Below are 14,842 nucleotides of genomic sequence, written 5' to 3' on the forward strand. Positions count from 1 at the left end.
ATGCAGGTCAGTTATTATGACCTAATATTGACGGGAATATGTGCAAGGCTGGTATAACCTGGGGAGGAGACCAATGAGCACCCATAAGATTTCGCTCAACGACCGCTTTGATTTGAACAAGAGCCCGGTTCTGTTGAATGGCACGCAGGCGCTGGTGCGGCTGATGATGATGCAAAAAGCACGGGACCGCGCGGCGGGGCTGAATACGGCAGGTCTGGTCACGGGGTATCGGGGGTCGCCGTTGGGGGCGGTCGATATACAGATGCAACGCGCGGCCAAGCCGTTGGCCGAACATGATGTGACCTTTCAATCGGGGTTGAACGAAGATCTTGCGGCGACGGCCTTGTGGGGCAGCCAGCAGGCCGAATTGCGCGGTGAGGGCAAATACGACGGGGTGTTTGGCCTGTGGTACGGCAAGGGGCCGGGTGTGGACCGGTCTGGCGATGTGATGCGCCATGCCAATATGGCGGGCAGTGCGGCGCATGGCGGCGTTTTGATGGCGATGGGCGATGACCACACAGGCGAAAGTTCGACCGTGCTGCATCAATCGGAATGGGCGATGATTGATGCTTATATGCCCGTGGTCAGCCCTGCCGGGGTGCAGGAAATTATCGACTATGGGTTGTACGGGTTCGCATTGTCGCGGTTTTCGGGGCTGTGGGTTGGGTTGAAGACCATGAAGGACACCGTCGAGGCCACATCCGTGGTGGAGGCCGGTGCCGGTGGTGCGTCTTTTGTAACGCCGCCCTTTGAGATGCCAGACGGGGGGCTGAACATCCGTTTGGTGGATACGCCCCATGCGCAAGAAACCCGGATGATTGACCATAAACGGTTTGCCGCCGAGGCGTTCAGCCATGCCAACAACATGGACAAACGTGTCTGGGGGCAACCCGGTGCCAAGATCGGTCTGGTGGCTGCGGGTAAAAATTGGCTCGATCTGGAACATGCGCTGAGCTTGTTGAACATCGATGCGGATGAAGCCGCGCGTCTCGGGATTACGACATATAAGGTGGGGCAGGTCTTTCCGCTGGATATGCGCGGGTTTCATGATTGGGCGGAAGGGCTCGACCTGATTGTGGTTGTCGAGGAAAAACGCAAATTGATCGAAGTGCAGATCAAGGAGGCGATATTCGACGACCGCAGGGGCCGGCGGGTTTATGGCTGGCACAAGGGCGGCGGCGCGGGGTCGATGCACGGCCAAGAGCTGTTTCCGACGCGCGGTGCACTTGACCCGATCATGATCGCGGAAAAACTGGGCGATATTCTGATCGAAGAGGGGCGCGAAACAGACCGTTTGCGCGGCGGGTTGGCGATGCTGGTCGAGGCGCGGCGCAACGACAACGCCGAAGATATCGCGGCGCGGTTGCCTTATTTTTGCTCGGGGTGCCCGCATAATTCATCGACCAAAGTGCCCGAAGGGTCGCGTGCCTATGCAGGCATCGGATGCCACTATATGGTGCAATGGATGGACCGCGAGACGACCGGCTTTACCCATATGGGGGGCGAGGGGGCCAATTGGATCGGCGAGGCGCCGTTTTCGACCCGGCCGCATGTGTTCCAAAACCTTGGTGATGGGACGTACAACCATTCGGGCGTTCAGGCGATCCGAGCAGCGCTGAGTGCGGGCACCAACATCACCTATAAGATCCTTTATAATGACGCCGTGGCGATGACAGGGGGGCAACACAACGAGGGCGGTCTTGATGCGCCCCGTATCGTTAAAGAACTGCAAGCGATGGGCGTGGCGCATCTGGCGGTGGTCTATGATGAAAAGGAAGACGTTGATTTTGCTGCCTTTACCGGGGTGGATACCCACGAACGGGCCCATTTGCAAACCGTGCAGAAGCAGTTTGCAAAGTTGTCAGGTGTGTCGGTCATCGTTTATATTCAAACCTGTGCGGCAGAAAAACGCAGACGTCGCAAACGCGGGCTGTTTCCTGACCCGGACAAGCGGGTCTTTATCAATTCGGATGTGTGTGAGGGGTGTGGCGACTGCGGCGTGCAATCTAACTGTGTGTCCATCATCCCCAAAGAGACCGAATTGGGCCGCAAGCGGGCGATTGATCAATCCTCGTGCAACAAAGACTTTAGCTGTGTCACTGGGTTTTGTCCGTCGTTTGTAACCCTGGAAGGGGCGCAGGTGCGCAAAGAACCGACAACGGACCTTGATCTGCCCGACCTACCGCAGCCGCGCTTGCCCACCATCACCGGCACGTGGAATGTGGTGATCACGGGTGTCGGCGGTACTGGCGTTGTGACCATCGGTGCGGTGATGGCGCAGGCCGCCCACATCGATGGCAAAGGGGCCGGCATGATGGAAATGGCCGGGTTGGCGCAAAAGGGGGGCGCGGTGCATATCCATTGTCGGATCGCCGAAAGCCCCCGCGACATCAGCGCGATCCGCGTGGCCACCGGAGAGGCCGACGCCTTGATAGGCGGTGATCTTGTGGTTTCGGCGGGGGCGAAAACGCTGGGCCTGACGCGGGCGGGGCACACCGGGGCCGTCGTCAATAGCCACGAGATCATCACGGGTGATTTCACGCGGGACACTGCGTTTCAACTGCCCAGCGAACGTCTGTCTCTTGCGTTAGAGGCCCGCATGCAGGGTCGTGTGGATGTGTTTGATGCGTCTGATTTGGCCAAAACGACGTTGGGCGATACGATCTTTTCCAACATGATGATCTTTGGGGCGGCGTGGCAACGTGGGTTGGTGCCTTTGTCGCATGCGGCAATCACGGCTGCGATCGATCTAAACGGGGCAGCGGTGGCCCGGAACCTCAAGGCCTTTGAAATCGGGCGCTGGGCGGTTTTGCACCCCGATGAGGCCGCAGAATTGGTAGAGCCCACTGTGGTGCCTTTGCCCGCATCGGCACCTGACAAGGCGGCTGGTCGGGCGGACCATTTGGCGCTCTATCAAGGGCGGCGGCTTGCACGTCGGTATCGCAAGTTCCTTGAGCGGATCGAAGAGGATGACATACGTCAGGCGGCAGTTGACGGGTATCATAAGGTACTGGCCTATAAGGACGAATACGAGGTCGCGCGCCTGTTGTTGACCAGCCGCGAAAAAGCCGCATCTGAATTTGACGGGGATTTCAAAATGACCTTTCATCTGGCCCCGCCGCTGATATCCAAAACCGGCCCTGACGGGCGCCCGGTCAAACGTACCTTTGGGCCATGGCTGGTGAAACCGCTGCGGGTCTTGGCGCGGTTGAAATGGTTGCGAGGGACCCCGTTTGACCCGTTTGGCTACACCGCAGAGCGCAAGATGGAGCGCGCCTTGATCACGCAATACGAAGACGACATGGCGCATGCATTGGCGCGGCTTGATGCCACCACCCGGCCGGCAATTGTGGCACTGGCGCGGTTGCCGCTTGATATTCGCGGGTTCGGGCCGGTGAAACACGCCAATGCGCTCAAGGCCGCCAAACGGCGCACAGAGCTGTTGGCGGTGATCGATGGGCAGGGCGATGCGGTGCGCGCGGCGGAATAGAGGGTCATACTTTTGTGATCCGCGCTAGGCATCATGCGGCCCCAACGATAATGTCGCACTGGTAACCACAAGGACCCCGCCCCAATGCAGCGCCGAAGTGTCACGCGCGATATCAGCTATGCCTATTCCGCCGAGACCAAAAGCGGACGCGCGTTGATCCGCATGATGGAAAACACCACCGGGCGGCTGCGGCTGATCCGGCGCGCACGTGGCTACGAACATGACGTGGCCGCGGGGCGCGATTTTTTCGACGTGATGGTCGACCGATACGGGTTGTCGTTGGATGTGGTGCGCGGCACGCTTGATAGGGTCCCGCGTGAGGGGCCGCTGATCTTGATCGCAAACCACCCCTACGGCATTCTGGACGGGCTGATGATGGGGCATATCTTGGCCCAGACGCGGGGTGATTTTCGAATTCTGGCCAATGCGGTGTTTCGCAAGGCGCATGACCTCAATCGCGTCGTTCTGCCGATCAGTTTTGGCACCACCAAAGAGGCTCTTGCGCTGAACATCGCCACCCGCAAAACCGCGTTGGGGTATCTGAACGACGGCGGCGCAATTGGCGTCTTTCCTGGCGGCACAGTCAGCACTGGCGCCCGGCCGTTTTCGCACCCGATGGATCCGGGGTGGCGCAGTTTTACCGCGCGAATGGTGGCAAAATCGGGTGCCACGGTGGTGCCGATCTTCTTTGATGGCCACACCAGTCGTTTGTTCCAGATCGCCAGTCATATGCACACCAATTTGCGCATGGGTCTGTTGATCAAGGAATTTAAGGCGCGTGTTGATACGCCAGTGCGGATCGCGGTTGGCATGCCCATTGGGCCCGACGAACTGGCCCCTCTTGCAAAAGATGGCAAAGCGATGATGGATTTTCTTCGAAAAGCCACGTATCAGCTGTCTACAGACCCGGTGAAACGATTTGAACTTGGGTATGAATTTGAACAACGGCACCGGTCCTGACCGGGTGGGCAAAGAGGCACCAAACACATGGCGGTTGGTATTTTTGACAGTGGATTGGGTGGGTTGACCGTGTTGCAGGCCGCTCAGGCGCGTCTGCCGGATGTCCCGTTTGTGTATCTCGCGGACAGCGCGCATGCGCCCTACGGGGTGCGCACGGCGGATGATATCTACGATCTGACCTGTGCTGCGGTCACACGGTTGTTCGATGCTGGCTGCAATTTGGTGATTTTGGCGTGCAACACGGCATCGGCGGCAGCCCTGCGGCGGATGCAAGAGAGCTGGATCCCCGATGACAAACGGGTCCTTGGTGTGTTTGTCCCCCTGATCGAGGCGATGACCGAACGGCGGTGGGGCGACAATTCGCCGCCGCGCGAGGTTGACGTCAAACATGTGGCGCTGTTTGCGACCCCGGCGACCGTCGCCAGCCGTGCCTTTCAGCGCGAGCTGGCGTTCCGGGCGATTGGCGTCGATGTCGAGGCGCAGGCCTGCGGCGGTGTGGTGGATGCCATCGAGGACGGCGATATGATGCTGGCCGAAGCGTTGGTGCGCAGCCACGTCGACGCGCTGCAACGTAAAATGCCCAAACCTGACGCGGCTATTTTGGGGTGCACGCATTACCCGTTGATGGAAACGGCCTTCCAGCAGGCATTGGGTGACGATGTGCGCGTGTTCAGTCAGGCCGCGTTGGTGGCCGAAAGCCTTGCCGATTATCTGACCCGGCACGGGGATATGATCGGAACGGGGGAGGCGCGGTTTTTGACCACCGGCGACCCGCAACGCGTGAGTGACCGCGCCACACAATTCTTGCGACGACAGATCACATTCCAATCTGCCTAACGCATCCCACTTCATCGACACACTTCTTCGATACGGACATCCTATGACCTATTCTATCGCTATTCTCGGGGCCTCTGGCTACACCGGGGCAGAACTGATCCGGCTGATTGCGGATCATCCAGATATGACCATCACGGCGCTTGGGGCCAACTCCAAGGCGGGACTTAGCATCGCACAGGTGTTTCCGCACTTACGTCACCTGACATTGCCGACGCTGGTGACCATCGACCAGATCGATTTTGCAAAGATTGACCTGTGTTTTTGCGCCTTGCCGCATAAAACCAGCCAAGAGGTGATTGCGAAGCTGCCGCAAGATCTGAAGATTGTGGATTTGAGCGCGGACTTCCGGCTGCGGGATCCGGCGGCTTATGAACAGTGGTATGGCAACCCGCATGCCGCAATTGATCACCAAGCAGAAGCAGTCTACGGGCTGACAGAATTCTACCGTGATGAGATTACCGCGGCGCGGTTGGTTGCGGGCACGGGCTGCAATGCGGCGACGGGGCAATTTATGGTGCGCCCGCTGATCACCGCCGGTGTGATTGATCTTGATGAGATCATCCTTGATCTGAAATGTGCGGTGTCAGGCGCGGGGCGCAGCCTTAAGGAAAACCTGCTGCATGCGGAATTGTCCGAGGGCTATCACGCCTATGCGGTCGGCGGCACGCACCGGCATCTGGGCGAGTTCGACCAAGAATTTAGCGCGGTGGCGGGGCGCCCCGTCAAGGTGCAATTCACGCCGCATCTGGTGCCAGCCAACCGGGGTATCTTGGCGACAGGCTACGTGAAAGGTGACGCGCAGGCGATCCACGCGGCGCTGGCGGCCTGTTATGCCTCAGAACCATTTATCGAGGTGCTGCCTTTTGGCGAAGCCCCCAGCACGCGGCATGTGCGCGGGTCGAACTTTTGCCACATCGGTGTGGTCGCCGACCGGTTGCCGGGGCGTGCGATCGTGGTCGGTGCGCTCGATAATTTGACCAAAGGGTCTAGCGGGCAGGCGTTGCAAAACGCCAATCTGATGCTAGGTATTCAGGAGACGACGGGGCTAATGATGGCGCCGCTATTTCCGTGAGGGACGATGAAAAGCCTAAAGAAACAGCGCCGTATTCAGGTCATCGCCGTCGCGGCGGTGGCGTTGGTTCTGTCGACTGCGCTGATCGGGTATGCGATGCGCGACGGTATCAACTTTTTCCGCGCACCCAGCCAGATTTTGGCGCAACCGCCCGGACCGTCTGAGGTATTTCGCATCGGCGGTCTGGTCGAAGAAGGCTCTATTGTGCGCGGCCAAGGCAAGACAATCCGCTTTAGCGTAACAGATGGTGGCGCGGTTGTGCCGGTGACCTACACCGGGGTTCTGCCCGATCTATTTGAAGAAAATCAAGGTATGGTGGGCACGGGCCGCTATATCAACGGGGTCTTTGAAGCCTCTGAAATTCTTGCGAAACATGACGAAACCTACATGCCCGCCGAAGTGGTGGATGCCCTGAAAGAACAAGGCGTTTATCAACCCGTCGACGGGTAACACCGTACGCTGCTCTTATCGGGAATTAACCATTCTTTGTCCATTTTCCACGGCAACCACTGGAAAAGGGGACGTCGATGCAAACGGTCAGAGAGATCGCAACTGAAATCGTTGGGCGTGAGGGTGGGTTCGTCAATGACCCCGACGACCCCGGTGGGGCGACGAACCACGGCGTGACCATTCACACGATGCGGGCGTTGGGCATTGATCTGGATCGGGACGGCGCGGTTACCATTTCGGATGTGCGGGCACTGACCAAAGAGCACGCCATCGAAATATTCGAAAAACATTACTTCGAAAAACCACTGATTGCGCTGTTGCCGCCGGTGCTGCAGGCGTCGGTTTTTGATATGTACGTGAACGCGGGCGCCAATGCGGTGAAAATCCTACAGCGTTTGTTGCGCGATATGGGCCGCAGCGTGTCGGTGGACGGCGTGTTGGGGCCGCAAACCATCGGCGCGGCGCAGGCGGCCTATCTGGAGGCGCCGACCTATATCGCGGATGCCTACGGTATCGCGCGGCGCAACTACTATTTCCGGATCGCGGACCGCCGTGCCGCCAGCCGCAAATATGCGCGTACGCGGGCCGGGCGCAAAGGCGGTTGGATCAAGCGCGCCGAAGAATTTATATCGCCGCGGTACCATCTGTCACATCAGCAATTTCATCAAAGGGTCGCGGCATGGGTTTGATTTCAGGATTGTTTAACGTCATTTTCGGAAATGACCGCAATGTTATCGTCGAGACCGCCGAGGTCTTTCGCCAAAACACCGAAGAAGAAGCCGCGCGGGCGCAAGAGGTCCGCTTGGGGGCGATGGCGCAGTTTGCCCAAGAATTCGAGGCCGCGCGCAAGGGGCGGTTTGATCAGATTATGGATGGGGTGAACCGGGTGCCGCGCCCCGCGTTGGCGTTGGGCACGTTGGGGTTGTTTCTTGCCGCGATGATTGACCCGATATGGTTTGCCGAACGCATGCAGGGGATCGCCCTGGTGCCCGAACCATTGTGGTGGTTGCTGGGGGTGATTGTGTCGTTCTATTTCGGCGCGCGGCATCAGGTTAAAAGCCAACAATTCCAAAAGTCTATCGCGCAAACTATGTCGTTTGCGCCCAAGGTCGTGGAAAACCTATCGGCGCTTGGCGGGTTGCGTGCGACAGCGCCGGGGTTAGCGGACGCAGGCCATGACGCGCGATTGGCGACGTTGTCGGTTGTGCCTGACGAAAACACCGCGTTGACAGAATGGCGGGCCCAGAACCCGCAGGCCGCGACAAAGTGAACCGGTGAGAGGCGCGATTGTCATTGGACGCGAGGGCGGTGCGGCATATACTTGACCACATGATTACAGAGTTCGGACACTTCGCCCTGATCCTCGCCTTTCTTGTGGCGATTGTACAGATGATCGTGCCACTGGTTGGTGCACACAAACGGTGGCCATCGTGGATGGCCATCGCAGAGCCCGCAGCGTCGGCGCAATTTTTGCTGACGGCTTTTGCCTTTGCCGCGTTGATGTACGCGTTCATCACGTCAGATTTCAGCCTGCGGTTGGTGACGTTAAACAGCCATTCCGCCAAGCCGATGCTCTATAAAATCAGCGGTACATGGGGCAATCACGAAGGCTCTATGTTGTTGTGGGTGCTGATTGTTACGCTGTTTGGCGCTACGGCGGCATGGTTTGGCGGCAATCTACCGCCGACCTTACGCGCCCGCGTTTTGGCAGTGCAATCGGCGATTGCAGTGGCGTTTTTCGCGTTTATCCTGTTTACGTCGAACCCGTTTTTGCGACTGGCCGTGCCGCCGTTTGATGGCCAAGATCTGAACCCGCTGCTGCAAGATCCCGGCCTCGCGTTTCACCCACCGTTTTTATACCTAGGCTATGTGGGGCTGAGCATGGCGTTTAGCTTTGCCGTGGCCGCCCTGATTGAGGGGCGCGTGGACGCCGCATGGGGCCGGTGGGTGCGCCCGTGGACCTTGGCGGCGTGGGTCTTTTTGACCATCGGCATCGCGTTGGGGTCTTGGTGGGCCTACTACGAACTGGGCTGGGGCGGTTTTTGGTTCTGGGATCCGGTCGAAAACGCATCGTTTATGCCGTGGTTGCTAGCAGCTGCTTTGTTGCATTCTGCGATTGTGGTCGAAAAACGCGAAGCGCTGAAAAGCTGGACCATTCTGTTGGCGATCTTAGCGTTTGGGTTTTCCCTGATCGGTACGTTTATCGTGCGCTCGGGGTTGCTGACATCGGTGCACGCCTTTGCCAATGACCCCGAACGCGGTGTGTTTATCCTGATGATCATGGGTTTTTTCATGGGCGGCGCGCTGATCTTGTTTGCGTGGCGCGCCACCGCGATGGAGGCCAAGGGTGTCTTTGGGCTGGTTAGTCGCGAAAGCGCGTTGCTGGTCAACAACCTGCTGTTAGCGGTGGCGTGTTTCGTGGTGTTTGTCGGCACGATGTGGCCGTTGGTGGCCGAAATGTTCTTTGATCGCAGGCTCAGCGTGGGCCCCCCGTTTTTCAACATGGCGTTTTCACCGTTCATGTTGGTGCTGGGGCTTATCTTGCCTATCGGGTCGGCAATGCCGTGGAAACGGGCGCGCATCATGCGGGCCATGCGGCCGTTGCGATACGTCTTTGTATTGGCGCTGGCGGTGGGCGGACTGGCCTATACCCTGCAATCGGGGCGGACGGTTTTGGGCCCGATAGGGATGTTTTTGGCGGCCTGGATTGTGATGGGTACGTTGGTTGATCTGGCGCAACGCACTGGGCGTGGGCCGGGGCGGTTTGGGCGCCTGATGCGGCTGCCACGTGCGGATTGGGGCAAAATGATCGCGCATTCGGGGCTGGGGATCACCATGATGGGGGTGTCTGGGCTTATGGCGTGGCAGCACGAAGATATTCGCGTGGCACAGTTTGGTGAGCCCTTTGATGTGGGTGAATATACGCTCACGTTGAACGATGTTGTGAACAGCGAGGGGCCGAATTACCTGTCCACCACCGGGTTCGTCACGTTGGCGCAAAACGGGCGCGTCATTGCCGAACTCGAACCCGAAAAGCGCGTGTATCCCGTGGCGCAAATGCCCACCACCGAAGCCGCGATCGACTACGACCTCGCGCGCGATGTGTATGTGGTGATCGGGGACCAACAGGCGCAAGGCGGTTGGGCGGTGCGCACCTATATCAAACCTCTCACCAACTGGATCTGGATCGGCGCGGGGTTGATGGCTTTGGGTGGGGTGTTCAGCCTGTCCGACCGGCGCTTTCGCGTGGCGGCAGGGGCGCGTAAATCTCCGAACGCGGTGCCTGCAGAATGATGCGGCTGGCGCTTGTTTTGATGTTGCTGGCGGGGCCGTTATGGGCGCTTGACCCGTCTGAAATGTTGGACGATCCGGCGCTAGAGGCCCGCGCCCGCGCGATTGATCACGAGTTGCGTTGCGTGGTGTGCCAATCGGAATCTGTGGCGTCGTCCAATGCCAATTGGGCCGAAGACGCGCGCCGCACCGTGCGCGAATTGATCACTGATGGAGCCACCGACGCGGCGGTGATGGATTTTTTCGTCGCACGCTACGGTGAATTTGTCCTGATGTCGCCGCGTGCAAGCGGGTCAACCTTGGCATTGTGGGCGGCGGGCCCGGTGATGTTATTGGTGGCGATGTGGGGCGGTTTTGGATATTTGCGCGGGCGGTCACGGTCTGCGGCGCCGCAAGACAGCGCGTTGTCCGAGGCCGAAAAAACGCGGTTGCGCAAAATCCTTGAAGAGTGACGTCTCGTTGCTCTTTTCTGAACTGATCAGTTTGGTACACTAAGGGGCGGCAGAAAAAGGACGCCCCATGGATTATCAAACGTTGATCTACACGCTGAAGGATGGCGTCGCGACCATCACCCTGAACCGGCCGGAAAAGATGAATGCCCTGAGCACGCAGATGCGTGCCGAGATCGCCTATGCGGTGTCTGAGGCAGGTAAAATAGCGCGTGTGGTTGTGATTACCGGGGCTGACCGGGCGTTTTGCTCGGGGCAAGATCTGGGGGACCGGGTCAGTGCGGCGAACCTCGATCTGGAACGGACGTTGCGCGATGAATACCAACCGATGCTGCGCGCGATTGTGGACTGCCCTGTCCCCACGATAGCGGCTGTGAATGGTGCGGCGGCTGGGGCTGGGGCCAATCTGGCGCTGGCCGCAGATGTGGTGATCGCCTGCGAAAGCGCCTATTTCATGCAAGCGTTCACACGTATTGGTCTGATCCCGGACGCAGGCGGCACCTATGTTTTGCCGCGCACCATGGGGACGGCCAAGGCCATGGGGGCGGCGCTTTTTGCCGATAAAATCACCGCGCGCCAAGCGGATGAATGGGGCATGATCTGGGAGGCCGTCCCGGATATAGGTTTTGACGCACATTGGGCGGCGCGGGCTGCGCATCTGGCTCAGGGACCTACGGCTGCGTATAGCGCGATCAAAACCGTCATCCGTGGCAGTTGGAATAACACGTTGGACGATCAGTTGACTTTAGAAGCGCGCCAGCAAGGGCAATGTGGCAAATCTCGCGATTTCAAAGAAGGCGTTTTGGCCTTTACGGAAAAACGCGCTGCGCGGTTCGAGGGGCGTTAGACGATCACAAACCGTTCGACCAATACAACATCTGCCGGACATAGGTCTGTGCCTGCAGCGCTGGCAATAATCGCTACGGCAATGCCGTCTGCATGCACCGTTTGCACGCCGTTGTTGGTGGTTATGGTGATGGCCGGGGCGGGGGTGCCGCTGTCGTAAACGACAGCTATGGAATCTGCATGCTCGGACGTGTCGGGGATAATCGCGCCCTCCGGGCCGACCCCTGTGGATGGGGCGACAGGCATGCGCTGCGCGAGCCCTGTTTCAACATGATTAGGGCGGTTTTGCAGGCGTGTCATCGGGGGCTCCTGCGGGAGGCATGCAGTTTTGTTCACACCGGCACGTGGCGTGTGAAATTGCTGCACCTCACGCGTCCGATTTCTCATCGTAAAGAAGATGTAGGAGCGAGATCAAATTTTTCAGTTTATTGTGCAAGCTGACGAAACAGTGCGCCAATCGCGTGGCGGTTCGCCGCGCTGTTGGTCGACAGTTGGCGGCTAGGTCGGCCGTCATTTGGCGCCATGCCGTCCGTTGATTCGCAGCCACTGCTGCGCCCAATTGTCCGGGCGCAGCAGCGTGTTTCGTATTAGCGGTTTTCGATATCCACGTAGTCCCGTGCCGTGTCGCCAAAATAAAGCTGGCGGGGACGGCCGATTTTGTTTTGCGGATCCGCGATCATTTCTTTCCATTGCGACACCCAACCGACTGTACGGCTGAGCGCAAAGATCGGGGTGAACATGGACGTCGGGAAGCCCATCGCTTCGAGGATGATGCCGGAATAGAAGTCTACATTCGGGAAGAGTTTCTTCTCGGTGAAGTAGGGATCGTTCAAGGCCGCGGCTTCCAATTCTTTGGCAACCTGCAAGATCGGGTTGTTTTCTACGCCCAAAAGATCCAGCACCTCGTCGGCGGATTGCTTCATCACCGTCGCACGTGGGTCGAAGTTTTTGTAAACCCGGTGGCCAAAGCCCATCAGGCGGAAGGGGTCGTTTTTGTCCTTCGCGCGGGCGATGAATTCGGGGATACGGTCAGGTGTGCCGATCTCGTTGAGCATTTCCAAGCAGGCTTGGTTGGCGCCCCCATGTGCAGGGCCCCAGAGGCACGCAATACCCGCCGCAACACAGGCAAACGGGTTTGCGCCCGAGGACGATGCCAATCGCACGGTCGAGGTTGACGCATTTTGCTCGTGATCGGCGTGCAACGTAAAGATACGGTCCATCGCGCGGCTGAGGATGGGGTTAACCTCGTAATCTTCGGCCGGGACCGAAAAACACATGCGCAGGAAGTTCGACGAATAATCGAGGTCATTGCGCGGGTACACAAACGGCTGTCCGATGGAATATTTATAGGCCCAAGCAGCGATCGTCGGCATTTTGGCAATCAACCGGTGGCTTGCGATTTCGCGTTGACGTTCATCTGCCACGTCTGTGCTGTCGTGGTAAAACGCAGACATCGCGCCAACAACGCCAACCATAATGGCCATGGGGTGCGCATCGCGGCGGAACCCGCGGAAGAAATTGACCATTTGTTCGTGCAGCATCGTATGGTGCGTGATCGTCAGCTCAAAGTCTTCCAGTTGCTTGGCGGATGGCAGTTCCCCATACAGCAGCAGGTAGCAGACCTCTAGATAGTGGGATTGCCCGGCCAGTTGGTCAATCGGATAGCCGCGGTGCAGCAGTTCACCCTTGTCGCCATCGATGAACGTGATCGTGCTGTCGCAGCTTGCTGTCGAGGTAAAGCCGGGATCATACGTGAAAACGCCTGCCTGGGCGTAAAGTTTGCGAATATCTAGGACATCCGGCCCGGCAGTGGGGGAAAAAATAGGCAAATCATACGTGTTTCCGTCAATGCTGAGTGTTGCGGATTTCTTGCTTTCAGCCATGAGAGGTCCTTCCTGTTTTGCCTGCGGGCGCGCCCGCGATACGGCCTGTGATGCACAGTGCATCCGGCCAATTCATCACGCAGGGGGTGCCCCGGCGCCGTCAGCTGCGTCTGTTAAACGGGCAAGAGTTTCCTCTTGGCCAAGAACCAGCATCATATCGAAGACCGAAGGGGTGACCGCCCGACCTGCGAGCGCGGCCCGCAGAGGACCTGCCAGTTTTCCGAACTTGGTGTCTTTGCTATGCGCAAACGTGTTCAGAACCGCCTCCAAATTTTCTCTGCTCCAGCTATCAGTTTGCAACTGCGGCGTCAATTCCTCCAGTATACCACGGGATACTGAATCAAGCGCCTTCGCTGCTTTCTGATCTGCTTCTACCGGACGAGAGGTTAACGCAAAGTGTGCTTTTTCAATAAGTTCCGGAAAGCTTTTGGCGCGTTCTTTCACACAATATAACGCGCGGCCTAGGCCGGCTGTCTGCGCTTCATTTAGTGCTGGCTGGTCGGCTGCGGCCAAGTATGCTGTCACTTCGTGCTGCAATGCGGCATCATCGGACTGCGCAATATGTTGACCCGACAGGTTTTCTAGCTTTTTCAGATCAAACCGCGCGGGGCTTTTGCCAATTCCGTTTAGGTCAAACCATTCGCGGGCCTGTGCGTCGGTAAAAAATTCGTCATCGCCATGGCTCCAGCCCAAACGCGCGAGATAATTGCGCATTCCGGCGGCCGGATAACCCATGCCTTGATATTCTTGGGCGCCCAATGCGCCGTGACGTTTCGACAGCTTTTTGCCATCTGGCCCGTGGATCAGCGGGATATGCGCCCAGACCGGCACGTCCCAGCCCATCGCGCCATAAATCATCATCTGGCGCGCGGCGTTGTTCAGGTGGTCATCGCCGCGGATCACATGCGTCACCCCCATATCGTGGTCATCCACGACAACGGCCAACATATAAACCGGTGTCCCGTCCGACCGCAGCAGTATCATGTCATCCAATTGATCGTTGCGAATGGTGACATTGCCCTGCACCTCGTCGCGGATCACGGTTTCGCCTGATTGCGGCGCGCGAATACGCACCACAAATGGCGCATCGGGGTGGGTTTCAGGGGCTGCGTCGCGCCACGGCGACCGGTACAGCGTGCTTTTGCCATCGGCGCGGGCGGCCTCGCGAAACGCGGTGATCTCGTCGGGGGTGGCGAAACATTTGTAGGCCTTGCCGGCGGCCAGCAGCTCATGTGCGACGGCGGCATGGCGACCGGCGTTGTCAAACTGGCTGACGATCTCGCCGTCATGATCCAGACCCAACCACGCCATGCCCTGCAAAATGGCCTGCGTGGCTTCGGGGGTGGATCGCGCGCGATCGGTGTCTTCGATGCGCAGCAGGAATTTGCCGCCGCGTCCGCGCGCATAAAGCCAGTTGAACAGGGCCGTGCGTGCACCGCCAATGTGCAAATAGCCCGTGGGCGAGGGCGCGAAACGCGTAACAACAGGTGCGGACATGCGGGCATTTACCTTTCAGTAACCATGTGGGGCGTAAACCTAGACCGCCTATCTATCCAGTGCGGCA

General features: G+C 58.7%; 13 protein-coding genes. 10 read left to right on the plus strand and 3 right to left on the minus strand.

Going from position 1 to position 14,842, the window contains the following annotated elements:
* Nucleotides 1-73 precede the first annotated feature (73 nt).
* From ABJH13_RS14620 to ABJH13_RS14665, 10 genes are all read left to right on the plus strand, one after another.
* Nucleotides 74-3,490 carry an indolepyruvate ferredoxin oxidoreductase family protein gene (locus tag ABJH13_RS14620; protein ID WP_348406956.1) on the plus strand — a complete coding sequence of 1,139 codons (3,417 nt, stop codon included), beginning with the start codon at nt 74-76 and terminating at the stop codon, nt 3,488-3,490.
* Between the two features lie 84 nt (nt 3,491-3,574).
* Nucleotides 3,575-4,450, plus strand: coding sequence for a lysophospholipid acyltransferase family protein (locus ABJH13_RS14625; RefSeq protein ID WP_348406957.1), 876 nt, complete (start codon nt 3,575-3,577; stop codon nt 4,448-4,450).
* A gap of 27 nt (nt 4,451-4,477) precedes the next feature.
* A complete protein-coding gene (locus ABJH13_RS14630; RefSeq protein ID WP_348406958.1) occupies nt 4,478-5,287 on the plus strand; it encodes an aspartate/glutamate racemase family protein in 810 nt (269 codons plus the stop codon).
* A gap of 43 nt (nt 5,288-5,330) precedes the next feature.
* Nucleotides 5,331-6,359: an N-acetyl-gamma-glutamyl-phosphate reductase gene (gene argC / locus ABJH13_RS14635; protein WP_348406959.1), complete on the plus strand. Its 1,029-nt coding sequence runs from the start codon at nt 5,331-5,333 to the stop codon at nt 6,357-6,359.
* Between the two features lie 6 nt (nt 6,360-6,365).
* Nucleotides 6,366-6,809 (plus strand): cytochrome c maturation protein CcmE, encoded by a 444-nt coding sequence (gene ccmE, locus ABJH13_RS14640; RefSeq protein WP_348406960.1) that lies wholly within the window; start codon nt 6,366-6,368, stop codon nt 6,807-6,809.
* Between the two features lie 77 nt (nt 6,810-6,886).
* A complete protein-coding gene (locus ABJH13_RS14645) occupies nt 6,887-7,498 on the plus strand; it encodes a holin-associated N-acetylmuramidase (protein WP_348406961.1) in 612 nt (203 codons plus the stop codon).
* Nucleotides 7,489-8,079: a holin family protein gene (locus ABJH13_RS14650; RefSeq protein WP_348406962.1), complete on the plus strand. Its 591-nt coding sequence runs from the start codon at nt 7,489-7,491 to the stop codon at nt 8,077-8,079. Before ABJH13_RS14645 ends, ABJH13_RS14650 begins: the two co-directional genes overlap by 10 nt.
* Before the next feature lie 59 nt (nt 8,080-8,138).
* Nucleotides 8,139-10,103, plus strand: a complete 1,965-nt coding sequence (locus tag ABJH13_RS14655) for a heme lyase CcmF/NrfE family subunit (RefSeq protein WP_348407006.1) — start codon at nt 8,139-8,141, stop codon at nt 10,101-10,103.
* Nucleotides 10,100-10,552, plus strand: coding sequence for a cytochrome c-type biogenesis protein (locus tag ABJH13_RS14660; RefSeq protein ID WP_348406963.1), 453 nt, complete (start codon nt 10,100-10,102; stop codon nt 10,550-10,552). Before ABJH13_RS14655 ends, ABJH13_RS14660 begins: the two co-directional genes overlap by 4 nt.
* Nucleotides 10,553-10,619: 67 nt before the next feature.
* Entirely contained in the window at nt 10,620-11,396 is a 777-nt protein-coding gene (locus ABJH13_RS14665; RefSeq protein ID WP_348406964.1) for an enoyl-CoA hydratase-related protein, read from the plus strand.
* Here the strand turns inward: ABJH13_RS14665 and ABJH13_RS14670 are convergent.
* The 3 genes from ABJH13_RS14670 to gltX all read right to left on the minus strand — a co-directional run bounded on the left by ABJH13_RS14670 (nt 11,393) and on the right by gltX (nt 14,775).
* Nucleotides 11,393-11,695 carry a hypothetical protein gene (locus tag ABJH13_RS14670; RefSeq protein WP_348406965.1) on the minus strand — a complete coding sequence of 101 codons (303 nt, stop codon included), beginning with the start codon at nt 11,693-11,695 and terminating at the stop codon, nt 11,393-11,395. The two genes, ABJH13_RS14665 and ABJH13_RS14670, sit on opposite strands and share 4 nt — an antisense overlap.
* A 287-nt stretch (nt 11,696-11,982) precedes the next feature.
* Nucleotides 11,983-13,278, minus strand: coding sequence for a citrate synthase (gene gltA, locus ABJH13_RS14675; RefSeq protein WP_348406966.1), 1,296 nt, complete (start codon nt 13,276-13,278; stop codon nt 11,983-11,985).
* A gap of 75 nt (nt 13,279-13,353) precedes the next feature.
* The gene (gltX, locus tag ABJH13_RS14680; protein WP_348406967.1) at nt 13,354-14,775 is read right to left on the minus strand and encodes a glutamate--tRNA ligase; all 1,422 of its coding nucleotides are present in this window, start codon (nt 14,773-14,775) and stop codon (nt 13,354-13,356) included.
* Nucleotides 14,776-14,842: the final 67 nt, after the last annotated feature.

Origin of the sequence: Roseobacter sp. (assembly GCF_039970775.1) — a bacterium.
Classification (GTDB): domain Bacteria; phylum Pseudomonadota; class Alphaproteobacteria; order Rhodobacterales; family Rhodobacteraceae; genus Roseobacter.

Coding starts and splice junctions, on each gene's coding strand:
- ABJH13_RS14620 (WP_348406956.1), top strand. CDS start 74: ATGAGCACCCATAAGATTTCGCTCAACGACCGCTTTGATTTGAACAAG.
- ABJH13_RS14625 (WP_348406957.1), top strand. CDS start 3,575: ATGCAGCGCCGAAGTGTCACGCGCGATATCAGCTATGCCTATTCCGCC.
- ABJH13_RS14630 (WP_348406958.1), top strand. CDS start 4,478: ATGGCGGTTGGTATTTTTGACAGTGGATTGGGTGGGTTGACCGTGTTG.
- argC (WP_348406959.1), top strand. CDS start 5,331: ATGACCTATTCTATCGCTATTCTCGGGGCCTCTGGCTACACCGGGGCA.
- ccmE (WP_348406960.1), top strand. CDS start 6,366: ATGAAAAGCCTAAAGAAACAGCGCCGTATTCAGGTCATCGCCGTCGCG.
- ABJH13_RS14645 (WP_348406961.1), top strand. CDS start 6,887: ATGCAAACGGTCAGAGAGATCGCAACTGAAATCGTTGGGCGTGAGGGT.
- ABJH13_RS14650 (WP_348406962.1), top strand. CDS start 7,489: ATGGGTTTGATTTCAGGATTGTTTAACGTCATTTTCGGAAATGACCGC.
- ABJH13_RS14655 (WP_348407006.1), top strand. CDS start 8,139: ATGATTACAGAGTTCGGACACTTCGCCCTGATCCTCGCCTTTCTTGTG.
- ABJH13_RS14660 (WP_348406963.1), top strand. CDS start 10,100: ATGATGCGGCTGGCGCTTGTTTTGATGTTGCTGGCGGGGCCGTTATGG.
- ABJH13_RS14665 (WP_348406964.1), top strand. CDS start 10,620: ATGGATTATCAAACGTTGATCTACACGCTGAAGGATGGCGTCGCGACC.
- ABJH13_RS14670 (WP_348406965.1), bottom strand. CDS start 11,695: ATGACACGCCTGCAAAACCGCCCTAATCATGTTGAAACAGGGCTCGCG.
- gltA (WP_348406966.1), bottom strand. CDS start 13,278: ATGGCTGAAAGCAAGAAATCCGCAACACTCAGCATTGACGGAAACACG.
- gltX (WP_348406967.1), bottom strand. CDS start 14,775: ATGTCCGCACCTGTTGTTACGCGTTTCGCGCCCTCGCCCACGGGCTAT.